General features: G+C 42.5%; 24 protein-coding genes and 1 pseudogene. 19 read left to right on the forward strand and 6 right to left on the reverse strand.

Features of this window, described 5'->3' with window-relative positions:
* Positions 1-104: 104 nt before the first annotated feature.
* The 3 genes from IGI84_RS00235 to IGI84_RS00245 are packed head-to-tail and all read right to left on the reverse strand — an operon-like array spanning position 105 to position 1,169.
* Complete coding sequence (locus IGI84_RS00235) at positions 105-269, reverse strand: hypothetical protein (protein ID WP_005226470.1); 165 nt, start codon at positions 267-269, stop codon at positions 105-107.
* Complete coding sequence (locus tag IGI84_RS00240; RefSeq protein ID WP_081117611.1) at positions 266-856, reverse strand: DUF1700 domain-containing protein; 591 nt, start codon at positions 854-856, stop codon at positions 266-268. The genes IGI84_RS00235 and IGI84_RS00240 overlap by 4 nt, the downstream gene beginning before the upstream one ends.
* Complete coding sequence (locus IGI84_RS00245) at positions 843-1,169, reverse strand: PadR family transcriptional regulator (RefSeq protein WP_081117612.1); 327 nt, start codon at positions 1,167-1,169, stop codon at positions 843-845. Before IGI84_RS00245 ends, IGI84_RS00240 begins: the two co-directional genes overlap by 14 nt.
* 319 nt (positions 1,170-1,488) lie before the next feature.
* Here IGI84_RS00245 and IGI84_RS00250 point away from each other — a divergent pair, with 319 nt between their 5' ends.
* On the forward strand, positions 1,489-2,103 hold the full coding sequence (locus tag IGI84_RS00250) for a TetR/AcrR family transcriptional regulator (protein ID WP_430600576.1): 615 nt from the start codon (positions 1,489-1,491) through the stop codon (positions 2,101-2,103).
* A gap of 63 nt (positions 2,104-2,166) precedes the next feature.
* Here IGI84_RS00250 and IGI84_RS00255 read toward each other — a convergent pair whose 3' ends face one another.
* Positions 2,167-3,882, reverse strand: a complete 1,716-nt coding sequence (locus IGI84_RS00255; RefSeq protein WP_081117614.1) for a sensor histidine kinase — start codon at positions 3,880-3,882, stop codon at positions 2,167-2,169.
* Positions 3,876-5,381 (reverse strand): response regulator transcription factor, encoded by a 1,506-nt coding sequence (locus IGI84_RS00260; RefSeq protein ID WP_430600577.1) that lies wholly within the window; start codon positions 5,379-5,381, stop codon positions 3,876-3,878. The genes IGI84_RS00255 and IGI84_RS00260 overlap by 7 nt, the downstream gene beginning before the upstream one ends.
* A 205-nt stretch (positions 5,382-5,586) precedes the next feature.
* Between IGI84_RS00260 and IGI84_RS00265 the strand changes: the two genes are divergently transcribed.
* The 15 genes from IGI84_RS00265 to IGI84_RS00335 all read left to right on the forward strand — a co-directional run bounded on the left by IGI84_RS00265 (position 5,587) and on the right by IGI84_RS00335 (position 23,764).
* A complete protein-coding gene (locus IGI84_RS00265) occupies positions 5,587-7,257 on the forward strand; it encodes an extracellular solute-binding protein (protein WP_430600578.1) in 1,671 nt (556 codons plus the stop codon).
* Between the two features lie 148 nt (positions 7,258-7,405).
* Positions 7,406-8,338: an ABC transporter permease gene (locus tag IGI84_RS00270; protein ID WP_142424523.1), complete on the forward strand. Its 933-nt coding sequence runs from the start codon at positions 7,406-7,408 to the stop codon at positions 8,336-8,338.
* Between the two features lie 16 nt (positions 8,339-8,354).
* The gene (locus IGI84_RS00275; RefSeq protein WP_005232877.1) at positions 8,355-9,242 is read left to right on the forward strand and encodes a carbohydrate ABC transporter permease; all 888 of its coding nucleotides are present in this window, start codon (positions 8,355-8,357) and stop codon (positions 9,240-9,242) included.
* 6 nt (positions 9,243-9,248) lie between these two features.
* Positions 9,249-9,887, forward strand: coding sequence for a DUF624 domain-containing protein (locus IGI84_RS00280; protein ID WP_430600579.1), 639 nt, complete (start codon positions 9,249-9,251; stop codon positions 9,885-9,887).
* A gap of 40 nt (positions 9,888-9,927) precedes the next feature.
* Entirely contained in the window at positions 9,928-11,949 is a 2,022-nt protein-coding gene (gene pulA / locus IGI84_RS00285) for a type I pullulanase (protein WP_430600581.1), read from the forward strand.
* A gap of 117 nt (positions 11,950-12,066) precedes the next feature.
* Complete coding sequence (locus IGI84_RS00290; RefSeq protein ID WP_081117619.1) at positions 12,067-13,074, forward strand: LacI family DNA-binding transcriptional regulator; 1,008 nt, start codon at positions 12,067-12,069, stop codon at positions 13,072-13,074.
* A 156-nt stretch (positions 13,075-13,230) separates the two neighbouring features.
* Complete coding sequence (locus IGI84_RS00295; protein WP_081117620.1) at positions 13,231-13,518, forward strand: PTS cellbiose transporter subunit IIB; 288 nt, start codon at positions 13,231-13,233, stop codon at positions 13,516-13,518.
* Positions 13,519-13,549: 31 nt separating this feature from the next.
* A complete protein-coding gene (locus IGI84_RS00300; protein ID WP_081117621.1) occupies positions 13,550-14,968 on the forward strand; it encodes an L-fucose/L-arabinose isomerase family protein in 1,419 nt (472 codons plus the stop codon).
* On the forward strand, positions 14,959-15,795 hold the full coding sequence (locus IGI84_RS00305; protein WP_005231740.1) for a transketolase: 837 nt from the start codon (positions 14,959-14,961) through the stop codon (positions 15,793-15,795). Before IGI84_RS00300 ends, IGI84_RS00305 begins: the two co-directional genes overlap by 10 nt.
* Positions 15,782-16,723: a transketolase family protein gene (locus IGI84_RS00310; RefSeq protein WP_005226504.1), complete on the forward strand. Its 942-nt coding sequence runs from the start codon at positions 15,782-15,784 to the stop codon at positions 16,721-16,723. Before IGI84_RS00305 ends, IGI84_RS00310 begins: the two co-directional genes overlap by 14 nt.
* A gap of 1 nt (position 16,724) precedes the next feature.
* Positions 16,725-18,173, forward strand: coding sequence for an FGGY-family carbohydrate kinase (locus IGI84_RS00315; RefSeq protein WP_081117622.1), 1,449 nt, complete (start codon positions 16,725-16,727; stop codon positions 18,171-18,173).
* 110 nt (positions 18,174-18,283) lie between these two features.
* Positions 18,284-19,744 carry a DUF1593 domain-containing protein gene (locus IGI84_RS00320; RefSeq protein ID WP_430600582.1) on the forward strand — a complete coding sequence of 487 codons (1,461 nt, stop codon included), beginning with the start codon at positions 18,284-18,286 and terminating at the stop codon, positions 19,742-19,744.
* A gap of 18 nt (positions 19,745-19,762) precedes the next feature.
* The gene (locus tag IGI84_RS00325; protein WP_081117624.1) at positions 19,763-20,953 is read left to right on the forward strand and encodes an MFS transporter; all 1,191 of its coding nucleotides are present in this window, start codon (positions 19,763-19,765) and stop codon (positions 20,951-20,953) included.
* A gap of 36 nt (positions 20,954-20,989) precedes the next feature.
* The gene (locus IGI84_RS00330; protein ID WP_081117625.1) at positions 20,990-21,895 is read left to right on the forward strand and encodes an ROK family protein; all 906 of its coding nucleotides are present in this window, start codon (positions 20,990-20,992) and stop codon (positions 21,893-21,895) included.
* Positions 21,896-22,321: 426 nt separating this feature from the next.
* Positions 22,322-23,764 carry a glycoside hydrolase family 1 protein gene (locus IGI84_RS00335; protein WP_005226517.1) on the forward strand — a complete coding sequence of 481 codons (1,443 nt, stop codon included), beginning with the start codon at positions 22,322-22,324 and terminating at the stop codon, positions 23,762-23,764.
* A gap of 108 nt (positions 23,765-23,872) precedes the next feature.
* Here the strand turns inward: IGI84_RS00335 and IGI84_RS00340 are convergent, their stop codons facing one another.
* Positions 23,873-24,229 carry an MmcQ/YjbR family DNA-binding protein gene (locus tag IGI84_RS00340; protein WP_081117626.1) on the reverse strand — a complete coding sequence of 119 codons (357 nt, stop codon included), beginning with the start codon at positions 24,227-24,229 and terminating at the stop codon, positions 23,873-23,875.
* A gap of 255 nt (positions 24,230-24,484) precedes the next feature.
* On the opposite strand from IGI84_RS00340, the gene IGI84_RS00345 reads away from it, so the two are divergent.
* The 3 genes and pseudogenes from IGI84_RS00345 (at position 24,485) to IGI84_RS00355 (ending at position 26,049) form a co-directional block, all read left to right on the forward strand.
* Positions 24,485-24,814 carry an AbrB/MazE/SpoVT family DNA-binding domain-containing protein gene (locus IGI84_RS00345; RefSeq protein WP_081117627.1) on the forward strand — a complete coding sequence of 110 codons (330 nt, stop codon included), beginning with the start codon at positions 24,485-24,487 and terminating at the stop codon, positions 24,812-24,814.
* Positions 24,804-25,093, forward strand: a pseudogene (locus IGI84_RS00350) (type II toxin-antitoxin system RelE/ParE family toxin). The gene IGI84_RS00345 and the pseudogene IGI84_RS00350 overlap by 11 nt, the downstream one beginning before the upstream one ends.
* Positions 25,094-25,242: 149 nt before the next feature.
* Positions 25,243-26,049: a MurR/RpiR family transcriptional regulator gene (locus IGI84_RS00355; RefSeq protein ID WP_081117628.1), complete on the forward strand. Its 807-nt coding sequence runs from the start codon at positions 25,243-25,245 to the stop codon at positions 26,047-26,049.
* Positions 26,050-26,117: the final 68 nt, after the last annotated feature.

Consider the following 26,117-nt stretch of genomic DNA (forward strand, 5'->3'; position numbering starts at 1 on the left):
GTGAGATCAAAAAGGAAAGTTCAATTTTTTCATCAAAACATGAAATTGTTGAAAATCGATTGTTTTTCTGACGAAAAAATCAACTTATAATTATTTTCCGTCTGTTATTCCGTATAGAAACCAACGAGTTGATACCAGCGGCGATGCTCAATATGGTAGGCATCAGGTGAGTACCCTGACATTGAAAAACCGATAAAGGTGATGACCAGTCCGAGAATAATAAACAACAGACTGAGAAAAACGAAAAAGCGCTTATTGATTTTGATCATAGGACTGCCTTCTTTCGATAGTTTTGAACAAATGATTTCGGCCAAACGACAAGGGAGTGGGTAAGGCGTGAAAAAGGTCGGCTCATACTATAAGTGGCGATCAGGCAAAGCAGCCCTAAACCAAATAAGAAAATCCCCACACCTAACTGACTTAAAAAGAGATAGAAACCATCCGCCATCAGCATGGGACTTAAGACAACGCTGGCGATCCCACCGATAAACGTAGTGACACCAATCATGCCAGTGGTGAAAGGCACACACCAGATGATTATTAAAAAGCTTAGGATCAGCAATGCGGCACTTAACAATAAGCTGCCCCACAATGGGAAGCCTAGTACTAAAATCAAAAGCAAAAAGGGATGAAAGCGGCGAGGAATCTCTACTACGACCTCTTCCGTTTCGGTGACTGCTTGGATCAGTTCTTTTGGGGAGCCAAGGCGTGCCACGGCTTCTTCTTCGGTGTATCCTTCTTCCATCAAATCTTCGATCATCTCGTCATAATAGTTGATCAGCTGATGAATCTCGCTAGGTCTGACTTTTTCAGATAATTCTGCAGCCAATGCCTTGATAAAATCAACTCTGTTCATCTAATGTTCCTCCTTTAATAAATCGCTGGATCAATGTCAATTGGGGCCAGTCGTTGGTTAAAAAATCGTCGATCCGCTGTTTGCCAAGTCTGGTCAAGCGGTAATATTTTCGGGTCCGTCCTTGATGGCTTTTATTATAAGTCTCAACCGCTCGGCTGGCTTCTAAGCGCTTCAAGATAGGATAGAGCGTTGATTCTGAGATTGGCAGTAAAGGAGATATGTTTTTGACTAATTCATAGCCATAAGAGTCACCATGCTGCAAATAGGCCAAAACACAAATTTCCAATAATCCTTTTTTTAATTGGGCATCCAAAGGCTCTCCTCCTGTTCATACTCATACTATACATTACATAGTATCATTCCACAAGCAGCACCAGTCAAAATCAGCCTTAAGTCTGAGCACCATAAGACAACAAGAGCTTCTTTGATAAAATGGTCAAAAATAAAAAATAAAATTAATAAAATCGGCAGAAAGTATAGGTTAACGTGCTCTTTTTTGTTAAAGTAGAAGTATAAAGATTACTTTCAGTAAGAAAATGGGCGTTGGTTGTGTTTCTAAAAGCTGCAAGTAGTCAAAATGAATGAGACGAACGTCAGCAAGAATTGGTGACGTCCAGAAAGGAAGGGGTATTATGAGAAAAGCAACGATTACGAAAAAATATTTAATCAATTGCTTAAAAAAATATCTGGTGGAGTATCTTTATCGACCACTCACTGTCCGCGACATTGCTAATTACGCACGAACATCGACTCAACCAATCTATTTGAATTTTTCAAATATGCAGAATTTCAAGCAGGCGATGGTCGATGATGTGTTTCGCGATATTCATGAAGCAAAAAAAGAGTCAATGGCGACACTAGATCCTTTATACAGTTTTTGGCATGACTATTACGTGTTCGCCAGTCGCAATCGGGCCCTCTTTTTTGCATTATTTTTAAATGATATTGGTTGTGGTCCTTACATAAAAGAGCGTTCTTTTGCATATTTTCAAGAAGCAATTGCTGAATCAGCTGTTTTTCAATGTGCGCAAGAAAACGATCTGAGGAAGTACCATGAAGAAGCCTTGATTTTTTTTAGTGGGTTGGTATTGCTGTTTATTCGTGAAGGGTGTACTGACGGCAACAAGGATTTTATAAAAGATACCATGGAGTATTGGGAACGAATGTTAAAGAAAGCAAAAGGCGTGACGCGAGACCAGGGTCGGCAAGGATTATTAGAGGTTGGTGCGTTTGCTGTAGAGGAATAGGTACTTGAAATCAAGCATTAAAATAAATATCTGAATATTTTGACACCAAAAAACCGTTAGTGATTAAACATTCTTCACTGACGGTTTTTTTTGAGGAGGTAAGTCTTGCGGTATGAGTAGAACAATTGTGGTGTTTTCACCTTTTACTGATTGAATCGATAAGGAAGCTTGCTTGCCATAGTACAATGCTAGCCGTTGGCGTACATTGTTGATACCATAATGTTGTTCAGAAGGTTCCTCCAGTTGTTTTAGCTGTTCAGGATCAATCCCGGGACCATTGTCTTGAATCTCAAACCGTAGCCACTGTCCTTCTTTGAGGCAGCGGATCGTCAATACCCCTCTGCGGTCATCTTCAATATGATCAAGCCCATGAAAGACGGCATTTTCGACAAACGGCTGCAAGAGTAGATTGATCATCGGATATTCATCGATATTTGAGTCAATTTCGAGGACTAAATCAAAGGAATGGTGATGCATTTTTTGCTGAATTTTCGCATAGGTGATCGTCAGATCGAGTTCTTTGCTGACGGATAGCCGGTTGGATCCTTGGTTTAGGCTGAGACGGTAGAATCGAGACAGCAGCTGAGCCATCTCACGGATCTCGTGATTGCCGTTTAGTGTGGCAGTATTGCTGATCAGTGCTAAGGAATTATAAAAGAAATGCGGATTGATCTGGGCTTGCAGAGCCCGCAATTCGTATTCTTTTTGTTTCAATTCGGCTTCATATACTTCATTGATCAGCTCAGCGATTTTATCTAGCATTTTTTGAAAATTGGTGTATAACTGCCCGACTTCATCTTTTGAAGAATATGTGTGCTCGATTTTGAATTGATCCATTGATAAAGAGGCCATTTGCTGGGTCAAAGAGTTGATCGGCTGTACCACGGTTTTAGCCAACCACCAGCTGGATAAAACCAATATCATTAATACAAAACCAAAGATAATAAATGCCGCACCAACTAGATACAGTAAACTGCTGAAAAATGACTGTGCGGTTTTAACAAAAACGATTTGCCAATGATTATCCAGCAGTACAGGGGCTTCTTCAATAACTGCGTTTCCAACCAGCCACTGTTTTTGAGTACGTTGCTGCTTCGTCAAATAATCAATGCGGTAAAGCGTCTGCCCGGTCTCTGACTGAATCGTCAAATCATAAGGCTCCTCAGTGACTGCATCAAGATTCGTGAACAATGCTGCTCGATCGATGGTTAAAACGATGTAGTTTAAGGAATCTGCGGTATGGCCTTTTAAAAAAAGGTTGGTATAAAAAGAAAGCTCCTCCCGTTCTTTGTCAAAATACGTTCGAATCTCGGTCGAAGGTTTTTCTTGTAGAAAAGGCAGTGCTGTATCAGCCGTGATTTTTTTGACGTATTGCCCATGATCATAAAGATCGATCGTGGTGTATAGCGTGATGCCTTTAATATCTGCTTGCGGAAAACGAACACTGTGAAACAAAGGCACGATCGTATTTTGAAAGAGATTGTATTGATCAAAGTTTGAGAAGCGTTGACTAGAAAGCTCTTGCGTCAAGGCGGTATTGTTGGCTAAAAAGAGCAGGCTGTCCCGATAGGTATGGATTTTGCTTTCTAACTGATAGCTGATACTTTTGAGATTATCGGAGTAAGCACTTTTTTCCTGTTGTTGGATAAAGGCTCGGATGATAGATACCCCGACAAAGGTCAAAACGATCAGAGGAACAATGCTTGAAAGAATTGAAATAAGGGCGATCTTTTTTTGAAAACGAAAATTTTTAAAACAATCGTGGACTTTTCTTAACAAGAGGGACCTCTCTTTCTATACGCATCCGGCGTCATTCCGACAATTTCTCGGAACGTTTTGCAAAAATAGGAATAATGATTAAAGCCAACTTGTTTGGAGATAGTTCGAATGCTGCAGTTCGAGTTCTTTAAACGCTTCTGAGCCTGTTTGATACGGTAAGACTTGATGTATTTGGTGATACCCATGCCTTCAGAAGTGCTGAATAATTCGCTTAGGTAGTTAGGATTGATATTGACTTCCTTTGCTAAGCGCTCCAAGCTCAACTCTTGGTGAAAATGAGCGAATATATAGGATTTTACTTGGCGCACATAGTCATTTGACTGGCTCCCGTTGATTTGAAGCAATGCATCATGGATATAACGAAAGAGGGCATCAAAAATATCCGCAATTAGTTGCAGACTTGGCGCTTCCAGTATTTTTCCAATCTGATTAGCGCCATGCTCTGCATCAAAGGCGATCGAGCACTGATCGATGATGGTTTGATAAAAGGTCGCAAAATAAAATTTGGCATTGGTTGGTTCTTCACGTCCATTTGTTTCAAAGCAGTCGAAGACTGTTTTCACAAGCGCGTGTGCTTTTTTACTTTCGTATTGATTCACATACGAAACGGTTTTTTCAAAAAGCGCTTTCTTGACGATGTAGTGATCTCCCGGAAGCAGCTGGCAGATTTTCCCTTTGTTTTGCTGATAAAAAGACCGCTGACTGGTTCTCAGTAAGTCATGATAGGTGCCATACACCCCTGAATGGTGGGGAACTGGTCCGCTGTCAAAAAGTGTTATTTTTTGCTGAAACTGTTCGGAAAAATAGGTAGTTAAGTTGTTTTTTCGCTCTTCGATTTCCCTTTTTGGCAAAGGTTCGTTGAAAAAGAGCAGTTGTGCTGGAGCTAAAAACAAATTGAACATTTCAGGAAATGCAGCAGACAGTGAAGGGACGAAATCCGGCGCATTCCAAGAATCCAGCGGCCAAGTAACGAGAAAAAAAGAGGGATGAGTCTTAAAAAAATCTTGTGCAATCGATTGCTCTTCCTTCGGCAGTGAATGCCAAGGATAGCCATAAAAAAGTTTACTCAAAATCTCTTTCAAGTAATGAGTTTGTGCGATTGTTTTTGTGTAAGCACGTTGCTTTTGTTGATCAATAAAAAGAATGATTTTATTTATTTGTTCATAAAAATCATCAGGGTCGATTGGTTTTAAGAGGTAGTCAACCGCTTGTAACTGTATGGCTTTTTTTACATAATGAAAATCTTCAAAGCCGCTGATAAACATCACAGGAATTTCAGGAGCTGCTTCTTTGATTCTCGCTACGAAGGCATGTCCATCCATAAAGGGCATCTTTACGTCGGTAATTATCAAGTCAAAGGGCTGTTTCTGAAAAAGTTGCCAGGCTTCGCGGCCATTTTTGGCTTCTTCGATCAGCCATTCTTTTTCATGCTGACTCAAGAAGTATTTGATCACTTCTCTTTGATCGTAGCTGTCATCAGCAAGCAGCAGTCGGTACATGGTTTTCGCCGTCCTTTCGTATAGAGAATATTACGCAGTCGCTTCTTCTTTCTATAGTAAGCGATAAACAAAAAAAGCAACAGAGCGAATTTGTAAACGTTTTATTTTTCTGGAAATCGTGCTATGAATCTGAAAAAAGTGCTATATTTTCTGTGGAAGCGATTGCGTATAATAAGGATATCAAAAAAGTTTGAGGAGGAAAACAATGAAATTTAGGCGGGGGACAGCAATGTTAACAGCAGTTGCTTCAGTACTTATTATGACAGGATGCAGTTCAGAAGAAGCAAAGACCAATGAAAATGGGGATACCGTGATTACGATCGGACGCCAGACCGCACCGAACTCGAAACTACCTGAGGGGGATTCTTACAGCAATAACGCATATACTCGATTGATTCAAGAACGCTTGGGCATCGAGCTGGAGAGTGCCTTTGAAGCCCACGGGGAAGATTACGATCGGCAAGTATCGCTAGCGATCGCTTCAGGGGAATTACCGGATACAATGATCGTCGGATCAAGAGATGAATTGGAAGAATTAGTTAACAATGATTTAGTGGAAGACTTGACCGAAGTATTTGAGGAGCATGCCGACGATTTTCTAAAAGACATCTATGATTCGTTTGATGGGATTCAGTTAGAAGCAGCCACGTTTGATGATCGCTTGATGGCGATTCCATCTACTAGCGATGACTTCGGGCCCAATCTTGTTTGGTTGCGCCAAGACTGGCTAGATGAGTTGGGTATTGAACTGGATAAAGATGGCAATCGCTCAATCACATTGGATGAGTTGAAGGAAACAGCGATTGCTTTTCAAGAAAATGATTTAGCCAATACCGGAAAAGCGGTTGGTTTGCCATTGGCCTTCTGGTTGTCTTCGCCAAATCATGGGGGCACGGCATATACCGGAACAGCCATCATGAATGCGTTTGGGGCCTACCCAAAATCGTATCTTCAAGATGAGAACGGGCAGATGTTTTATGGCTCCAATACGCCAGAAATGAAAGAAGCACTAACGCTGCTGAAGGACTGGCAAGATGAAGGATTCATGGATCCGCAATTTGGTACCCGGACGTATGACGATATCCATGCCATGATGGTTAATGGAGAGACGGGGATCGCTTTTGGTCCTTGGCACATGCCTGACTGGGGCTTAGTACAAGCTAAACAAAATGATCCAAATGCTGAATTTGTTCCTTATGCCCTTGAAAATGCTAACGGCGATGGAGGGGTCAATGCCGTGGCTAACCGCGGCACTGGGCAATACATCGTGGTGCGCAAAGGTTTTTCTGAGCCGGAAAAAATCATGGAGATGATCAATCTGATTTATGGTGAAGTTGCCAACTCGGAGGATATTGAAACCGAGTTTCCGGAAATTTATGACTATGCGAAAGTGGATGTCGATGGGACGGTTCGTCCATGGAATGTTGTTTTCTTAAAAGCCTATAGTGAGATTGATGATGCAGTAGAAGCTTCCAAGGCGGCGGTTGGCGAAACATCTATCGATGATATCTCTAACTTCTTCATCAAAGAAAATGCCGAAAAAATCAAGCAATATCTGGATAGCCCTGAAGAAACTGATCCGGTGGACTGGACCCGCTATGCCTCTCGCTATTTAGCCGTCAATAATGTGATGGGCGGTATCAGAGAGCAAGGACGCTTGAATGAAGTGAAACCACCGCGTTTTGATTCGATCAAAGCCAATGAACGAAACGGCGCACAAGTAGGGAAACTGGAGGAAGAGACCTTCATTAAGTTTATCACTGGAGAAGAACCCCTGGAAAACTTCGACAACTATGTTGAGACCTGGAATAGCCAAGGTGGGACAGCCATACTTGAAGAAATGCAAGAAGTAGTAGATCAGCGAGCAGATAATTAAGCGGCCACTCCAGCGGTTCTGACACTCGTCTTTCGAACAAAGAAAAGCAAGGTTGTATGCAGGGAAATCGACTGCAGGTGCCTTTTCTTTGTTCGAATTTTTTCATCAAGCGGCTGGTGAGGCAAAAAATTTATGGAGGAGTAAGTAAATGGAACTTTCTGTTGAAAAAGAAAGCAAAAAAGAAAAGAAAAAGTGGTTTTCTCGAGACCAGCTTTTCTTTTTAGGGATGATTTTACCAGGCATCATTTTTATTTTGATTTTTTCTTATGGTCCTATGTTTGGGCTGTTGATGGCATTTCAAGATTATGTGCCAGCGAAAGGTGTATTAGGTTCTGAATTTGTGGGATTCGAGCACTTTCGCTATTTGATCAGTTTACCAGATATTTTCTTAGTGACTAAAAACACGATTTTTATCGCTTTTTGGAAAATTATCTTTAATACGATCGTACCGATTCTTTTTGCGATTCTATTAAATGAAGTACGTGTAAAGTGGATGAAACGCTCCATTCAGACCATCGTTTATTTGCCCCATTTTCTTTCATGGGTCATATTGGCTTCAGTAGTGGTCAATTTATTCAGTCTTGATGGAACGGTGAATCAGATTTTACAAAACTTTGGTGTAGAACCATTAAACTTTTTGGGTAGTAATCAGTTGTTTCCGCGTTTGCTGATCGGGACCGATGTTTGGAAAAGTTTCGGTTACAGTTCGATCGTGTACCTTGCTGCCATTACCTCGATCGATCCGGGATTATATGAAGCAGCAACGATGGATGGTGCTTCTTGGTCAAAAAAAGTCTGGCACGTAACCCTGCCGGGGATGATGCCTTTTATTTTGCTGATGACGATTTTGTCGCTGCCTAATATTTTGAATGCTGGCTTCGACCAGATTTATAACCTGTATTCTCCGGTTGTGTATCAAAGCGGCGATATTATCGATACCTATGTCTACCGAATCGGTCTGATCGGTAGAGACTATAGCTTAGGGACCGCTGTTGGTCTGGTCAAATCGGTGATCGGTCTATTCTTGATTTGGTCTTCCAACAAAATTGCGGAGAAGAAGACTGACAGAGTGATGTTTTAAGGAAAGGAAAAAAGAGATGAAAGAAAAATTTAGTATACGGCATGCAGTAATTTATTTGATCGTCATTGTTTTGGCTCTTTCTTGTTTAGTACCGATGTTGAATGTCGTGGCACTTTCTTTAAGCAGCAGCAGTGCGGTCGCGGCAAATGCTGTGGGGCTATGGCCAGTGGATCTGACCTTAGCGGCTTATGAGCGCATCATGAGCGATCAGCAGTTTTGGCGTTCTTTTGGTATTTCAGTCATTCGTGTGGTGATCTCTTTATTGCTGAATTTGGTGATGATCGTAACGATGGCTTATCCGCTATCTAAATCAAAAAAAGTATTTCGAACGAGAAAATTATTCATGAGTGTGATGGTTTTCGCTATGCTCTTCAGTGGCGGCATGATCCCAACGTATTTGGTCGTTCGCAATCTAGGGTTATTGAATACGATTTGGTCCCTGATTTTACCTAGTGCAGTTCCTATCGGCAGTGTGATCTTGGTGATGAATTTCTTTCGGGGAATTCCCAAATCATTGGAAGAATCTGCTCGGATCGATGGTGCCAACCCACTGCAGATTTTGGGACGAATCTATATTCCAATGTCTTTGCCGTGTTTGGCAACCGTTTCTCTATTCAGTATTGTCGGTAGTTGGAATGATTTTTTCAGTGGACTGATCTATATGACCAAGACTGAAAACTATCCTTTAATGACCTATATCCAAACACTATCAGTCAACATTGCTGAAACAATGCAACAAGCCGGGAATTTGACTTCCGAGCAGCTACAAAGTCTACTAGCGGTCTCTGATCGAAACTTGAATGCAGCGAAGATCGTGGTGGCAGTGGTGCCGTTATTGATTATTTATCCGCTTCTACAAAAATATTTCGTTCAAGGAATCGTTGTCGGATCAGTAAAGGAGTAAACCCACATGATACACTTTTTTCATTCAGAAAACTTCTTCGCACGAATCGCTTGGAAATTCAGCCAGTTGCTCCTATTAAATGTACTACTCTTGTTTTTTAGTTTGCCGCTCTTCACGATCGGTGCAGCCATTACTGCGGGTTCTAAAGTGGCGACTGATCTGATAGAAGGAAAAGCACCGGCTGTTGTTCAGCAGTTTTGGTCGGTCTTTTGCCAAAGCTTTCGAAAAAGCACTCTTATCTGGCTCAGTCTACTTTTTTCTTTGTGGCTTTTGACTGCTGATTGGTTGTATTATTTCCAACTAAAAGGGACGCCTGATCTTTTTACCGTAGGCTTAGTAATTTGTACGTTCATGTGGCTTCAATTTTTCCAAGTTTCGTTTTTCTTACTCGCACGTTACGATAGCGGAATCAAAACGATCCTTTTGAACAGCATCAAAGTCGCCGCAAAGCACCCTTTTAAAATACTTAGTCTTCATATTCTGACTGCAGCCCCTATTGTCATCATGCTTCTTTCACCCTATGCGCTGGTTTTCAGCATGTACATTGCCTGCTTTTTTGGTCTTAGCTATTTTTTGTATGCACGCTGTCAGTTATTGTTGGCAATTTTCAAGAAATATGAGAAGGTAGAAATAGCAGAAAAGTAACTGGGTTTTATAGTTAGCAACGTTGAATGGAGGAATTTTGATGGGACAAAACACGCAGTATGGAGAAAAAAAGATTGCGATCGATCGCAGGATCGGTTTTTTAGAAGAACATACGTATCACGGGAATGATCTTGGTGTGACTTTTCAAGGACAGCAAACCACGTTCAAATGCTGGTCACCAGAAGCAGAGGCCGTGTCAGTATTGATTTATCAAAGCGGTGTTGCTGGGACTGACGATCGTCTGCTGACGCTGCCAATGGTTCAAGAAGACAACTGTTGGCAAGTCACGACGGAAGAAAACGTCAAGGAGCTGTTTTATACCTTTGAGTTTCAACGAGGTGGGCAGAAAATCGAAGCGGTGGATCTTTATGCCAAGGCAGTAGGGATCAACGGAAACCGCGGTGCGATCATTGATTTAAAGGAAACAGATCCTGAAGGTTGGCAGGAAAGTCACGGCGTCGGTCAGCAGTCGATCACAGATGCCTATATTTGGGAATTACATGTCGAAGATTTCAGTGGTGCCGAAAACAGCGGGATTTCACCAGAAAATCGCGGGAAATATTTAGCCTTTACTGAAAAAAAGACCCATCTGATAGGGGATGAAAGTCAACCAACTGGTATGGCTTATTTAAAAGAGCTGGGGATCAATTATGTTCATCTACTGCCGATCTTCGATTTTGACAATGATGAAACTTCGTCTGCCTACAACTGGGGCTATGATCCGAAAAATTACAATGTACCTGAAGGACGATACGCTTCTGATCCTAGTGATCCCAAGACACGGATTCGTGAATGCAAGCAAATGATCCAATCGCTGCACGAAGAAGCCATCGGCGTTGTGATGGATGTGGTCTTTAATCACACTGCGATCACAGAAGAATCATGGTTTAATTTGACGGTGCCTGATTATTACTACCGCCAAGATGATGCGGGGAATTTTGCGGACGGTTCTGCTTGCGGCAATGAAGTGGCTTCTGAACGGAAAATGATGCGCAAATTTATCATTGATTCAGTTTTATATTGGGCGCAAGAATACAAAATCGACGGCTTTCGTTTTGATTTGATGGGCTTGATCGATGTGGAAACCATGAACCAGTTGCGGCAACGCCTAGATGATGCTGGCTTCAGCCATGTGATTTTATACGGCGAGCCATGGGATGCCGGCAGCAATCAAATCATTCAGCCGAATATCCCAGCCAATAAAAGCAATGTTTGGGCCCTGTCAGAAGGCGTTGCGGTTTTTAGTAATGATTTAAGAGACAGTATCAAAGGCGATGTCTTTGAAGACACAGACGGCGCGTTTATTCAAGGAATGAATGGTCAACCGCAAGTTAAGCAAACCTTTTATGCGGCAAATTTGGCAACGGCGATTCAAGGAAATACGAAAGTTGCTGGGCAAGAAGGCGCCGAGCGCTGGGCAAAATCGCCCCGCCAAGTGATCGCCTATGCGTCAGTCCATGATAATTTGACTTTATGGGACAAACTGGTGGCAACCATGCAGGCTTCAGCGAAGGAAAGAAATTATGAGTTTGATCCTGAGCTTTTAGCCCGCAACAAACTAGCAGCAGCCATTTTGTTTACCAGCCAAGGAGCAGTGCTGACCCAAGCAGGGGAAGAATTTGGCCGTACCAAAGAAGGCGATGAAAATTCCTTCCGTTCGCCACTGGCAGTCAATCAGCTGGATTGGGCACGTGCCAAAACCTTCAAAGAATTGCGCGAGCTGTATCGGGGCTTGTGGGCATTGCGGCAGTCCTATGCACCATTGAGAGATGCCACGACCCAAACGGCTGAAAGCATGGTCTTTTATGAGACAAAGGATGAAAATCGCTTGGCGTATCAAGTACCCAATCGTGACAAACAGCATCCATGGCGTTCTTTGTTCGTTATACTCAACAGCACGGAAGAAAGCTGGTCCTTTGACTTACCGACGACAACAGAAAATGCTTCTTGGCACATCGTTGCTGACCCCAAAGGAGCTGGGATCACTTCTCGTGGCGTAGCAGCGTCAGGGATAACCCTCGATCCATTGTCTTTCTGCATTTTGGCGGAACAAAGTAACTAATCAAAGTAGAAGCTAAAACAAACTAAAATTTTTAGTTTGTTTTAGCTTTTTTGGTAGTAAAAAAACAATTCTTTTGCTATACTTTTAACAGAATGAGAAGCAGAAAGCGGTGAGCAAATGAAAGTTGTGATCTCTGATATTGCCCGAAAAGCTGGCGTTTCCAGCGGAACAGTCTCTAATGCGATCAACAATCGTAAGGGGATCAGTGAACAAAAACGGCAAGCGATCTTGAAGATCGCTCGTGAGATGGGGTATTTTGATCAGCGAGAAATTAAAAAAACGGAAAGTCAAAAAATCAAATTTGTCATAATGAACAAACAAGGAAATGTCGTAGGGGATACGCCTTTCTTTTCTGAATTGATCCGAGGAATCGAAATGGAGTGCAGTACGTTAGGCTATGAACTGGTCATTTCCCATATCACACTGGCACCAGAAGAAGACCCGATTGAAAAGATCCGTCCAGAATTAGCAGATGGTTTGCTATTGTTAGGAACGGAATTGGAAAAACAAGATTTAGCAGTCTTCCGTCATTTGGAAGTACCCTTAGTGATTTTAGATACGATTTTTAATTCGCAGGACTTTGATTTTGTCGCCATCAATAATCGTGACAGCGCCTATGAGATCGTTGAAAAGATGATCGAAAAAGGCCACCGTGACATCGGGATCATCAATTCAACCTTTCAAATCAACAACTTCCGTGAACGCAAGCAAGGGTTCGTCCAAGCGATCCAAGAGCATGATCTGATCCATTATGAAGAGACGGAAGCCTTAGTAGAACCCACCTTGGAAGGCTCCTATCAAGACATGAAGGTCTATTTGGAATCCATGCGTGACGATCAGCGACCGTTACCAAGCGCCTTTTTTGCGGTCAATGACAATATCGCCATCGGTGCAATGAAAGCCATTCGCGAAGTGTTTCCCGATCATCCGTTGACCATCGTTGGGTTCGATGATATTCCTTTGGCGGAATTTTGCAACCCACCACTGACCACCGTCAAAGTAGATAAAGTGTACCTTGGTCGCCAAGCCGTGCGACGCTTGATCGAGAAAATCACCAGTGAAGATGAAAACCATCTGAAAATGCTGGTCGCCACGACGATCGTCGAACGTGAAAGCATCAATTAAGATAAAAATAAGAAAAAGGACAAAACGTTTAGCAAGCGTTTTGTCCTTTTTTAGTTATTAAACAAAAATATTTATCTAAAACTATTGCAAAAAATTTAGCTTGTGCTATATTTAAGGTGTGAAAAGTAAGGGATTACATTTTGAGGAAGTGAATAGATGACACAGATCGGTCTCTTTTGTGCAACTGGGCTCTCCAGCGCACTGCTCGTCAAAGCGCTCAAAGAACAACTAGCGGATGATCAGTATTACCAAGTGAATTCCGCGCCTTTTTCAGAAATATTTATGGTGGGGAATGACTATGATTTTTTGATTTTAGCTCCTCAAACCCGCTTCAATCAAGCGAAAGTCGCCGCAGCCTTTCCTGATAAAAAAATCGTTTTACTGACGGATGAGGAATTTCTGAGCAAAAATGTAGCACGAATCGTCGAAGAAATAAAAATTTAGCTAAATATACTAAAACGCAAAGGGTGGTTTTATGGATAAAGTAACCATCGGGTTCGCCCCGACTAGAAGAAATTTATTTAGTGCAGAAGCAGCCATTGAGTACGCCAATCTGACACGACAAAAAATGGACGAACTGGCCATTGATTATGTAGATATTTTAGATATCAACGAAGATGGCTTGCTATACGATGATGAAGGGGTTGAAAAAATCGCCGAAAAATTCAAAGCAGCAAAAATCGACGGTCTTTTTCTAGCCAATGAAAACTTTGGTACGGAATATGCCTGTGCTCGTCTAGCCAAAAAACTAGATGTTCCCGTCTTACTGTGGGGACCCAAAGATGAGACGCCAGCCGCCGACGGTTCACGTTTGCGGGATACGCAATGCGGTCTTTTCGCTATTGGGAAAGTCTTGCGCCGTTTCAAGGTGCCTTTCACCTATGTCAAAAATTCTGATATTGATTCACCAGAATTTGCCCGCGGCTTGCAAGACTTTATCAAAGTCTGCAATGTCGTCAAGACCTTCAAACAAACACGAATCTTGCAAGTTGGCCCGCGCCCCTTTGATTTTTGGACCGTGATCTGCAACGAAGGCGAACTATTGGAGCGTTTCAATATCTCGCTATCACCAGTACCGATTCAAGAAGTGGTGCAGGAAATCAAGAAAGTCAAAGAACAGCAGCCAGATAAATTGCAAGCAGTCATTGATTATTTTGAAACCAATACGAAAGTCCAAATTTCGGCGAGAGATTTGGAGATGGTGGCAGCCCTCAAAGTGGCTTTGCAAAACTTATGTGAAAGCTACGGCTGCAATGCAGGGGTCATCCAGTGTTGGACGGCCTTACAAGACGAAATCGGTATTTTACCGTATGCCTCCTTGTCGCTGTTACAAGAAGAAGGCTTACCTTTTGTCTGTGAGACGGATGTCCATGGGGCGATCTCGGAACTGTTGGTCGAAGCCGCTTCGTTGGGGGAACACCGAGCAATCTTTGCGGATGTCAACTGCCGCCATCCAGAAAACGAGAATGGCGAATTGCTGCAGCACTTAGGGGTTTTTGCTTATTCCACCGCAGAGACCAAACCGATCTTGCCGCAACGACATTTTGTTTTTGACTATCCAGGATCAGTCGCTTTTCGGGCAATCAAAGACGAGTATACGCTGTGTCGCTTTGATGGGGACAACGGCGAGTACTCACTACTGATGGGCACTGGTAAAGGGATCGATGGACCATACAATCAAGGGACCTATCTCTATCTGGAATTTGCGAATTTGAATCGCTTGGAATTCAAACTTGTTGAGGGCCCTTATATTCATCACGTTGCGGCGGTCAGAAAAAATGTGGTGCCGATTTTGTACGAAGCGTGCAAATACATCGGCGTGCAGCCAGATTTTTATGATCCGATCGAAGAAGACGTCAAAGCATACTTGAGAGGGGATCAATCATGGAAATAAACGAGCTGGAGATGAAGGCTTTAACGATTCGAAAATCCGTGTTAGAGCTGATCTATCAAGCAAAAACGGGTCATACTGGTTCGGATCTTTCTTGTACCGATATTTTAGTGGCCTTGTATTATCGGATAATGAATGTCGATGCGAAAGACCCCCAAAAGCAAGATCGTGACCAGTATATCCAAAGTAAAGGACATGCGGCAGAAGTACTATGGGCCGTTTTAGCGGATAAAGGTTTTTTGCCAAAAGAAGAATTAGCCACCTTTTCGCAATTTGGTTCACGACTGATCGGTCATCCAAACAATAAAGTAGCTGGTGTTGAGATGAATACTGGTTCGCTAGGGCACGGCTTACCTGTTGCAGTAGGGATCGCCTTGGCAGGCAAACTGGATCACCGCACGTATCAAACCTATACATTGTTGGGAGATGGCGAATTAGCAGAAGGCTCGGTATGGGAAGGAGCCATGGCGGCTGCCAACTACCAGCTGGACAATTTGACCGCCATCATTGATCGCAACGGCTTGCAGATCACTGGAGCCTCGGAAGATGTGATGGCCGTGGAGCCGCTAGATGAAAAATGGCGTGCCTTTGGTTGGGATGTGCATATCGTTGATGGCAATGATATGGCTGCCTTGGTGGCTGCATTAGAAAAACCGCATCAGCCCAATCAACCGAAGCTGATCATTGCCAAAACCATCAAAGGCAAAGGCTATTCCGCAGCCGAAAATCAAGCGCAATGGCATCATAAAGTGCCGACGGCAGAAGAGCTTGCACAAGCCATTGCCGAACTTGATCAGCAAATGGAGGTTTTGACTCATGGGAAAAAATAATATTGCCAATCGCCAAGCGATGTGCGACGTATTGATTGAAGAAGGAAAAAAGAATCCTGCGATCACGGTGTTGACCAGTGATTCTCGTGGTTCCGCTTCGTTGGCACCTTTTGCCAAGGAATTACCGACACAATTGGTGGAAGTAGGGATTGCAGAGCAAAACATCGTCAGTATTGCGGCCGGCTTAGCCCATATGGGCAAACGCCCTTTCGTTGCATCTCCAGCTTGTTTTCTCAGCATGCGCAGTATCGAGCAGATCAAAGTCGATGTCGCGTATTCGAATAAGAATGTCAAACTCGTAGGCATCAGCGGCGGTGTCAGCTATGGGGCATTAGGCATGAGTCATCATTCCTTGCAAGACATCGCAGTGGCACGAGCGATCCCTAATTTGCAAGTGCTGTTGCCAGCAGATCGCTTTGAAACGATCCAAATGTTTAAAGCCTTAGCGGCATCAAATGAACCAGCCTATATCCGTCTCGGTCGTAATCCTGTTGAAGATTGTTATGATTCTGCAGATTATCCTTTTGAGATCGGCAAAGCCATTGAGCTGAGAAGCGGCCAAGATGTCGCATTGATCGCCACCGGCGAAACCGTGCGCCAAGCGTTGGATGCTGCTGAGCTATTGGAAAAACAAGGCATCACTGCTACCGTTTTAAATGTTCATTCCTTGAAGCCCTTTGATTCAGAAACGGTCAAACGAGTGGCGAAAGAAACAGGCACCGTGATCACTGTGGAAGAACATAGCCGATACAACGGCTTAGGAGCTGCCGTGGCGGAAACGCTGGCAGAAGAAACGGACATTCGACAAAAAATCATTGCTTTTCCGGATGAAGCCTTGATTACTGGTTCTTCGGCAGAACTGTTTGCCCATTATGGCTTAGATGGTGCCTCAATAGCGAAAACAGCGGTTGCGTTTCTAGGAGCTTAAGATGGACAAGACCTATCAGCTTGTTTTAGATCAGAGTACATCCGGTACCAAGCTCTTACTGTTTCAAGAAGGGAAAATCCTGCAGCGTTACGATAAAAAACATCGCCAAATTTATCCAAAAGTCGGGTGGGTCGAACATGATCCCCTCGAGATTTGGCAAAATGTCCAAGAATTGCTGGCACAAGTGTTTCAAGACCAAGCGATCATTGCAGATCAAATCGTTTCCTTGTCATTGACCAATCAGCGAGAAACGATCGTTGCTTGGGATCGATTGACTGGCAATCCCCTGTACAATGCGATCGTGTGGCAATGCAATCGCAGCGCCGCGATTTGTGAAGAATTGACGGCACAAGGCTGGGAAAAGACGATCAATCAAAAGACCGGTTTGCGCTTAGACCCGTATTTTTCCGGCACCAAAGTGAAATGGTTGGCCCAAGAATTATCAGCCATCAAGGAAAAGTCGGGAACTGGCGAGTTGGCGATCGGTACGATGGACAGCTGGCTGTTGTGGAATTTAACGCAAGGGACAGTATTTGCGACAGAAGCCAGCAACGCTTGCCGAACATTGTTTTACAATATTGAAGAGGGCCGTTGGGATGCAGAACTCGTCAAACTTTTTGGCATCCATTTAGCAGACTTGCCAGTGATCCAACCTGCTGATACGGTTTTCGGTAGCTATCACGGAATCCCTATCAAAGGGATCTTAGCCGATTCACAAGCGGCATTATTCGGGGAAGGTTGTCAAAGCCTTGGGGATGTAAAAATCACGATGGGCACCGGTTGTTCGATCATGATGCAAGTGCAGCAGGAGCAGACGTTGCGGGATCGCCGCATTTTGACGACGGTCGGCTGGCAAACTAGCCAGGAAACAGCATTTGCGCTAGAAGGCATCATCCGTTCCTGTGGTGACGCCATCAACTGGTTCAGTGAGCAAGTGGCTCCGCTGCCAGATGTAGCTGAGATCTGTCAAGAAGTGCTGACCAGTGACAGTCAAGAAGACATCTATTTTATCCCAGCATTGCAAGGAATGGGTGCCCCATTTTGGGATAATACGATGACCGCCAGTTTTGTCGGCATGAAACGCACGACGACGACTCATGAGCTGTTGAAAGCCGTGTTAGAAAGCATCATTTTTCAAATCAAAGCAGTGATCGATGTGATGGAAGAAGTCGCTGAACGACTGATCAATCAGGTAATGATCGATGGCGGTGTTTCGAAAAACCGCGCCTTGATGAGCTTATTAGCGACTTTGATCAATAAACCCGTCATCGTCAGCGAAGTCGAAGAATTTTCAGCCATCGGCACGATGCTTGTTGCCAATCCAACCATGAATGAACCAGCTATTCAGCAAACCACGATCGTTCCGCAAGCCGAACAGGCCGTGATCCGTTTGAAATATGAAAAATGGAAACGGTTCATTGAGAAGTCAGCTGCTTTTAGTGAAGGATAGAGGAAAATCATAGGAACAGGATGCCTCGTTTTGCTTTTTCGAGATGAACAGGATGGCTGAATTTTTAATAAAGCAAGACGCTATTTTTGGAAGAAAAGGAGATGATGACAATGAATAATAAAGCCAGAACAATTATAACGACCGATGGTGAAGTCGATGATATGAATTCATTTTTACGCTATTTACTTTATAGCGACTGTTTTGATACCGAGGGGATTGTCTTGACAAGTTCAGTTTATCATTATGCTGGGGATCCAGATAAAGGCATTGAACCGTATCGTTGGACAGGATCTGAGTGGATCAATGACTTTATCGATCTTTATGCTCAGGTATATCCGAACTTGAAAATACACGCTGAAGACTATCCTTCTCCCGAATACTTGAAAAGTATTTACTATATTGGCAACATTGATTCTCCGGGAGAAATGACCAAAGAAACCGAGGGTTCCAAATTCCTTGAGGACTACTTGATCAATGATACAGATCCACGAAAACTATACATTCAAACATGGGGAGGAACGAACACAACGGCACGGGCATTGAGATCGATTGAGGAAAAGTATGCTCATCAGCCAAATTGGTCGGCAATCAAAGAACGAATTGAAAAAAAGGTGATTATTTATATCATTCTTGACCAAGATGTTACTTATAGCGAATATATTGAGAAAAATTGGTCGATTGAAGTGATCAACGATCGTTTCAATTTCTGGTATTTTGCCTATGCCTGGAAAATGGTTGAGTCTCAGCTAGCTACACGATTACAGCCCAAATGGCAGTTAAGTCTAAGAGACAATTACGGCCCATTATTAAAAAAATATGCATTGATTGGTGATGGCAATGTTTTAGAAGGCGAACTTGAAGAAGAACAGCGAGGGATTGATCAATATTTAGAGAAAAATCCTGACTATGCGCGCTTTGATTTTATCTCAGAAGGAGATTCCCCTTCTTACTTCTATTTCTTAAACAATGGGCTACGAAATAGTGATGATCCCAGCTATGGCGGTTGGGGCGGCCGTTTTGAAAAAGTGGCTGGTGCCCGCAAGTACATCAATAGTGCAATGGACTATAATCCTTATAACCAAAGGTATGAAGCACAATATACCTTAACGAGATGGTTCGATGACATTCAAGATGATTTTAAAGGTCGGGCAGCCTGGTGTGTTGCCAAAACGTATGATGAAGCGGCCCACTATCCGGTTGTATCTATTAAAAAGGGGAACGATCAACAAGTTACTCCCGGAGAAACCGTCCAGATTCAAGCAAAAGCATCTGATCCAAATCAGCGAGATTTGGCGTTTAAATGGTGGCATTATTTTGAGGCATCAACCTATCAAACGGCACCTGTTCCCACAGGCGCTGAATTTGAATCAATGGGCTTATTGTTTGGTAAGGTATCTGAAAAACTTGCTAAAACACCCGTTGATCCAATCAAGCTTGTTCGAGAAAACACAGAAACCGTCGAAGTGAAAATTCCAGAAAATATCCAATCTGGTCAAACAATTCATTTGATTTTAGAGTTAACGAATGGCACTTTGACAACGTATCAGCGAGTTATTTTAATCGCAAAATAAAATGATGGAGTGATAATTATGCAAACAAATAGAAAATCTGAACACTTCATGTTCAAAGTAGCCCTTCTTTCCTTATCATTGATGCTGACAACGAGTGGCGCAATTGCAGCAACTGTTAGCTTGATGCAAGAATCGTTTGTCGATCAAAGTGCAACGGCGGTAGAGGCATTAGTAACTGCCTCCAACTTCACAGTAATGATTTTCGTGTTACTTAGTTCCTTTTTTGTTCGAATGATTGGGACACGAAAAACAGTATTATTGGGATTGATTTTATCTTTTCTTGCAGGAATATTTCCTGTCTTTTCCAGCAGCTATTCATTGATCTATATCTCCCGTTTGGTCCTAGGTGCGGGCTTTGGTTTGTTCAATTCCTTAGCCGTCAGTTTGATTGGCGAGTATTATGAGGGCGAAGAAAAAGCGCGCCTTATCGGCTTACAAAGTGCCGTTCAGAGTGCTGGACAAACAGCCGTTACCTTTTTGATTGGTATCCTGATGTTTAACGGTTGGCAAATTGCCTTTGCTGCCAATTTTGTCGGAATCATTCCTTTAGTACTTTATTTTATCTGGGGACCTCGAGATGATGAACCAAAACTTACTGATATCGACGCATCAGAGGAAGAAATTGGGAACAAAACAAAGCAATCCGTCAATTTACCAGTTATTTTGCAAGCGATCGCATTACTAATCAGTTTTGCGTTTTTGATGGTCTTTTTCCTAAAATCAAGTATCTTCGTCGCAGAAGAAAACTTTGCCAATCCCTCATTCATTGGTATCGTCATGTCGATCTACACGTTTGTTTCGATCATTGCCAATCTGTTTTACAGTAAACTCGTTAAACATACAAAACATTTTTCTTTACCAATTAGCTATCTATTTCTGGGACTTGGGTTTATCTTTCTGAGTCAGACCACGAATTTTGTTACATTTACTCTGATCGTTGTTTTCTTAGGCTTTGGCGGATCCTTGCTACTGCCTTATTCATGGGGATTGATCATGAGTAAAGCACCAAAAGGATCGATCAATTTGGCGATTTCAATAGCAATGGTCGGCACAAATCTGGGTTCTTTTCTAGCCCCATACTTCGGTTCGTTACCGGCGATCATGTTTGGCAATGAGCGTGCTGCTTTTGCTTTTATCTTTTCTGGAATGGTCATGCTGATTTTTGCGGTGATTTATTTGTTGATTGGCAAACGGTTGACATTGGATTAATGAGTCGCAAATAAAAATAGAAATTAGAGGAACGTAATGAAATATTTAAGTATAGATGTCGGGGGCACACTTTTTAAATATGGTGTTGTAGATGATTCTGGACGCTTATCTGCCTGTGACAAACAAAAAACGCCTCAAAGCTTGCAGGATTTTCTTGAAGTAGTCCGAACGATTGTTCAGCGATTCAAAACCGAAATTGCAGGTGTAGGTCTTAGTCTACCAGGAAAAGTGGATGCAGAAAAAGGAATCGTCTATTTTGGGGGTTCCTTGGGTTATCTCCATGAGGTTCCGGTAAAAGCACTGATCGAAGAAGCTTGCGGCATTCAGTGTGAGCTAACAAATGATGGGAAAGCAGCTGCGCTTGCTGAGCAGTGGCTGGGAAATTTGCAAGGTGTAAAAAATGGTGCAGCGATCATTTTAGGGACTGGTGTTGGCGGGGGGTTGATTTTAAATCATACATTATTCGAAGGCAGCCATTTTCAAGCCGGTGAATTAAGCTTCATGATCCAGGCTCCTTCATTGATGAATGTCTCAGATGTGACTGGTTTTACGCATTCGGCGGTTGAATTTGTGAAGCAAGGTGCCGCATTTTTAGGGCTTGAAGATGAAAATGATGGACTCGCTGTTTTTGAGGCAATCCAACAGGAAGCTAGTCTTGAATTAACGCAGCTTTTTGAAAACTATTGTGAACGTATCGCGACGCTGATCATCAATCTGCAAGCAGTTATCGATATGGAAATCGTCGTGATTGGGGGAGGGATCAGTCGACAAAGTATTTTGATTGATCAAGTTCAATCGAAGTATCAAGAGTTGCGTGACCGAGTGGATTTGATCGATTTGATGTTAGCCCCATTAAAGATCCAAGGATGTAAGTTTCAAAGTGAAGCGAATCTTCTGGGTGCAATCACGCCATTTCTCAGGAGGGGGAAGGAGGCTCTTTGAAAAAAGAGCAGACAAAGCAATTGTATTTGACATACCAGAAAAACAACGACTTATGTCCTTACATCTAGGATAGAAGAGCCTTACAAAATATAGAAACAACGATTGAGATAACTGTGAATTCGATTAGAGTGATTATGTTTATTCATACACCGTTGGTTCAAGTGTTAAACGAATATAAGTACCTGCAACGGGGGAAACGGTTTAAAAGAAACCGATTTTATGATGACAAGCCAATGAGTTAGTGCTATAGTTAAAGAAAGAAAACCCACGTGGATTGTTACTGACTCGATCAGGCAAGACCTAAATAAGAAAGCGCTCTTCTCGTTTTAGCAGCGGCTCTTATTTAGGTTTTTTGTTTTTTATCGGGAATTTTTCAGTAATCAGCTATGTAGGTTTATCAAAAGAAAACAAAAGGAGAACGAGCAAATGGCAAAATTTCCAGAAAATTTCTTATGGGGCGGCGCGACCGCAGCGAATCAATTAGAAGGGGCGTTCGATCGCGATGGCAAAGGCTTGTCAGTGGCGGATGCAATGCCTGGCGGCAAACAGCGTTTAGCGATTTTAGGCAGTGATACGTTTGATTGGACGATCGATGAGGACAAATACACCTACCCAAATCATCGCGGGATCGACCATTATGACCGTTTCAAAGAAGACATTGCGTTGTTTGCAGAGATGGGCTTCAAGAGCTATCGTTTTTCCATCGCATGGACACGTATTTTTCCAAAAGGCGATGAAACGACACCAAACGAAGCTGGGCTAGCATTTTACGATGCGCTGATCGATGAATGTTTGAAATACGGGATCGAGCCAGTGGTTACGATCTCTCACTATGAAATGCCTTTGCATTTAGCCAAAGAATACGGTGGCTGGAAAAACCGAGCATTGATCGATTTCTATGAACGTTTTGCAAAAGTTGTCTTGGAACGGTTCCACAGCAAAGTCAAATACTGGATGACCTTCAATGAGATTAACTCTGCTTTCCATTTCTCCGCATTGAGTCAAGGAATGGTCAATAGCACGGGTGCCAGCGACTTTACAAACGTGATTCAAGCGTGGCACAACCAATTTGTTGCCAGCAGTAAAGCAGTCAAAATCGGCCATGAATTAAACCCAGAGTTACAGATCGGTTGTATGATCATTTATGCAACGACTTACAGCATTGATGCGAACCCGGTCAACCAAGTGGCGACGATGATCCATAATCAAGCCTTCAACTACTACTGTGCCGACGTGCAAGTACGTGGAAAATACCCATCTTTTACGGATCGTTTGTACAAAGAACACGGCGTCAATAAAGAGGATCTTGAGATTACCGAAGAAGACTTAGCCTTGATTGCTGAACATACTGTTGACTATGTTGGCTTCAGCTACTACATGTCTTCTGCCGTGGATATCACCACAGAAGAAGCCGATGAAGTGCAAGGAAACTTGTTAGGCGGCGTCCGCAATCCATTCTTAGAAGCAAGTGAATGGGGCTGGCAAATCGACCCAGAAGGGCTGCGCATCGCGTTGAATGAACTGTATGATCGTTACCAAAAACCGTTGTTTATCGTGGAAAACGGCTTAGGAGCCATTGATACCTTTAACGAAGAAGGTAAGATCGAAGATGACTATCGTATCGATTACTTGCGCCGCCACATTGAAGCAATGGGGGAAGCGATCGCTGATGGCGTAGACTTGATCGGTTACACGCCATGGGGCTGTATCGATCTTGTCAGTGCTTCAACAGGCGAAATGAGCAAACGCTATGGCTTTATCTATGTTGACTTCGATGACGAAGGCAACGGCACGATGGATCGTTCCAAGAAAAAATCCTTTGATTGGTACAAACAAGTCATTGCAACAAACGGAGAAGAGTTGGCCTAAGTGTTTCGTTAGACTCACGGATGACACAGGATCCGTTATAAAAGAAAACCGATCGACGGTGCGCCTATACAGGTGCATCGTTGATCGGTTTTTTGGTGATATTTGGGTTTAACGGGTATGTTCATAGCTGTCTCGTAATAAAGATTGGAGTTGTTTTTCTGATACAGAGCCATCTAGTAATGCGGTGAGCCAATGGTTTTTATTCATGTGATAAGCGGGTAAATAACCGCGACTTTGATTGATGATCGAAACCATTTCGGGCGCTGCTTTGACATCTAAAATCTCGATCATTCCCGTTCCTTCCAGGCCTAATTTCTGCTTTTCTACAGTCATCAGCAAGCCAAACCATTTGCCGCTTTTGCGGTGCCGCAAGACTTGGTACTCTGGAAACTTTGCAAACGGATGGTCGACCTGAACATCATTGAAGGTCTGAGCGAAGGCGATCAGACGGTTTTTAAGATCCATGGGTATCCCTGCCTTTTTATTCAATCAAGTCCAGTATACCGTATTTTTGTCGATATTTCGCTGGAAAAGGAGATTGGGCTCTTTGGTTTAATAGGCCTTATCACCTGCTGCATCGATAGTAATAAATAAGGCAAAGTAGCAGGCGGTTTATTTTCTCAATTTGACACTCAGCTTTCGGCATTACTTGTCATTACATTCGATTACAATATAATGTTCTTACAGAGTAATTACAAAAACAGAGAGAGGAGTGCAACGATGATTACGAAAACAAGAAAACAAGGGAATTCCATTATGTTGACGGTACCCAAAGACTTTGATATTCCCAATGGTGTGGAAGTAGAAGCAAAGCTAGTAGAAAATGGAATCTTGTATGAATTTATTGAACCGGTAAAACCATTCGATGATTTCAGTGAAGATATCTTGACTGATATTATTAATGAGGGATACGAACACGAAGATATTTTATCCGAATTTAAAGCGCGTAAGAGTAAGCTGATTTCTTCATTTAAGACAATTGCAAAGGATACTGCTACCGACGGGAAAGCAATGACCAAAGAGGAGTTGGCAACTGAAGTTGGCTTATGAGGTGATTCCATCTGGACAAGTAGTGAATTATTTAAAAAAGTTGAAGGAGAAATCGCTGAAACAAAAGTTTCTTCATGTCATTTATGATGAAATAGCTGTCGAACCGTATAGCGGCGATCAAAAAATGGCGCTTTAGCTGGAATCTGGTCGAAGGGTGTTAAGTATGCAGGGGTAACCTATCGTATTGCTTATGATGTGATCAATGACCAAGTGATTCCAGTCTTGTTATGTGGCACCCATGAGAATTTTTATGAACAGTTAAAGCAGTTAATGAAATAACTGGGGATCTGAATCGAAGAGTTGCGCGTAGGCGGACTCTTTTTTTGATTTCTATTAAAAGGTACGATAAGTGAAAGGTTCTAAGAAATGGATGCCTATGCTAAGATAGAAGAAACCGGCAGCGTAAATAAGCAAGTGAGGTGGTCGCTATGAAAACGACAAGTCAAGTATACATTCGTTTAAATGAACATCTATTTAAATGTAAAAAATACGATTTGAATTTTTTGATAACAAAACTTTTAATTGAGCGAATCGATGAATTTCCTGCAATCTATATTGAAGAAATCGCCTATGCTGCACAGACGACCCCTGCCAGTATCACTAAATATTGTAAGAAACTTGGTTATGCTAGTTTTAAAGAAATGCGTAATGACCTCACGATTTATTTTGAACAAGAGTACCATTTGGCGAATACGATGTTTGAAGGGATGCTAGCGAATCTCGATACAAAGAGTGAAGTATCTGAAATGGTTGACCAATTTTTAGCCCGAGAGTACATGGTCCAAAAACAGATTTTTGACCAATTTGATCAACACCAATGCACACGGATCGCAGAAGAAATGAAACGAAAAAAACGAGTGGCGATTTTGGGTAACAGCTATTCTTTTTCGGTTGTTAATCTCCTGCGGGAACTGCTTAGTCAAATGGGCTATATCGTTTTTGAAGTGAACCGTAATGCGGAAGACCAGCTGATTGATCAAGTATTGCGGGAAACAGATATTTGTTTTGTGATCAATCTAACAGGCAGCTGGATCGACAAAAAGGCCTACTTGCTTGAAAAAACGGCCTGTCAGAAAGTTTTATTGACGTTCAGCGAGCAAGCCGCTCAAAGCAGTCTCTTTGAAGAGCGTGTCTTGTTTAAAGAGGTCGTTCCATTGATGTCGTCGAATTATTACTCGCAAAAAGTGCTTCATCTATGGATGATTTTTATGATTATGAATATGAGAAAAGAGTAAACGTAAAAAGCTATTTTCCATTTTTGGAAAATAGCTTTTATTGTTTCCTTATGAGAAAGCGCTTATAT

It is taken from the genome of Enterococcus sp. DIV0008 (assembly GCF_050542615.1).
Lineage (GTDB): Bacteria > Bacillota > Bacilli > Lactobacillales > Enterococcaceae > Enterococcus_D > Enterococcus_D innesii.

What these genes read in the sequence shown, in the direction of transcription:
- IGI84_RS00235 (WP_005226470.1), bottom strand. Translation starts at nt 269, where the DNA reads ATGATCAAAATCAATAAGCGCTTTTTCGTTTTTCTCAGTCTGTTGTTT.
- IGI84_RS00240 (WP_081117611.1), bottom strand. Translation starts at nt 856, where the DNA reads ATGAACAGAGTTGATTTTATCAAGGCATTGGCTGCAGAATTATCTGAA.
- IGI84_RS00250 (WP_430600576.1), top strand. Translation starts at nt 1,489, where the DNA reads ATGAGAAAAGCAACGATTACGAAAAAATATTTAATCAATTGCTTAAAA.
- IGI84_RS00260 (WP_430600577.1), bottom strand. Translation starts at nt 5,381, where the DNA reads ATGTACCGACTGCTGCTTGCTGATGACAGCTACGATCAAAGAGAAGTG.
- IGI84_RS00265 (WP_430600578.1), top strand. Translation starts at nt 5,587, where the DNA reads ATGAAATTTAGGCGGGGGACAGCAATGTTAACAGCAGTTGCTTCAGTA.
- IGI84_RS00270 (WP_142424523.1), top strand. Translation starts at nt 7,406, where the DNA reads ATGGAACTTTCTGTTGAAAAAGAAAGCAAAAAAGAAAAGAAAAAGTGG.
- IGI84_RS00275 (WP_005232877.1), top strand. Translation starts at nt 8,355, where the DNA reads ATGAAAGAAAAATTTAGTATACGGCATGCAGTAATTTATTTGATCGTC.
- IGI84_RS00280 (WP_430600579.1), top strand. Translation starts at nt 9,249, where the DNA reads ATGATACACTTTTTTCATTCAGAAAACTTCTTCGCACGAATCGCTTGG.
- pulA (WP_430600581.1), top strand. Translation starts at nt 9,928, where the DNA reads ATGGGACAAAACACGCAGTATGGAGAAAAAAAGATTGCGATCGATCGC.
- IGI84_RS00290 (WP_081117619.1), top strand. Translation starts at nt 12,067, where the DNA reads ATGAAAGTTGTGATCTCTGATATTGCCCGAAAAGCTGGCGTTTCCAGC.
- IGI84_RS00295 (WP_081117620.1), top strand. Translation starts at nt 13,231, where the DNA reads ATGACACAGATCGGTCTCTTTTGTGCAACTGGGCTCTCCAGCGCACTG.
- IGI84_RS00300 (WP_081117621.1), top strand. Translation starts at nt 13,550, where the DNA reads ATGGATAAAGTAACCATCGGGTTCGCCCCGACTAGAAGAAATTTATTT.
- IGI84_RS00305 (WP_005231740.1), top strand. Translation starts at nt 14,959, where the DNA reads ATGGAAATAAACGAGCTGGAGATGAAGGCTTTAACGATTCGAAAATCC.
- IGI84_RS00310 (WP_005226504.1), top strand. Translation starts at nt 15,782, where the DNA reads ATGGGAAAAAATAATATTGCCAATCGCCAAGCGATGTGCGACGTATTG.
- IGI84_RS00315 (WP_081117622.1), top strand. Translation starts at nt 16,725, where the DNA reads ATGGACAAGACCTATCAGCTTGTTTTAGATCAGAGTACATCCGGTACC.
- IGI84_RS00320 (WP_430600582.1), top strand. Translation starts at nt 18,284, where the DNA reads ATGAATAATAAAGCCAGAACAATTATAACGACCGATGGTGAAGTCGAT.
- IGI84_RS00325 (WP_081117624.1), top strand. Translation starts at nt 19,763, where the DNA reads ATGCAAACAAATAGAAAATCTGAACACTTCATGTTCAAAGTAGCCCTT.
- IGI84_RS00330 (WP_081117625.1), top strand. Translation starts at nt 20,990, where the DNA reads ATGAAATATTTAAGTATAGATGTCGGGGGCACACTTTTTAAATATGGT.
- IGI84_RS00335 (WP_005226517.1), top strand. Translation starts at nt 22,322, where the DNA reads ATGGCAAAATTTCCAGAAAATTTCTTATGGGGCGGCGCGACCGCAGCG.
- IGI84_RS00340 (WP_081117626.1), bottom strand. Translation starts at nt 24,229, where the DNA reads ATGGATCTTAAAAACCGTCTGATCGCCTTCGCTCAGACCTTCAATGAT.
- IGI84_RS00345 (WP_081117627.1), top strand. Translation starts at nt 24,485, where the DNA reads ATGATTACGAAAACAAGAAAACAAGGGAATTCCATTATGTTGACGGTA.
- IGI84_RS00355 (WP_081117628.1), top strand. Translation starts at nt 25,243, where the DNA reads ATGAAAACGACAAGTCAAGTATACATTCGTTTAAATGAACATCTATTT.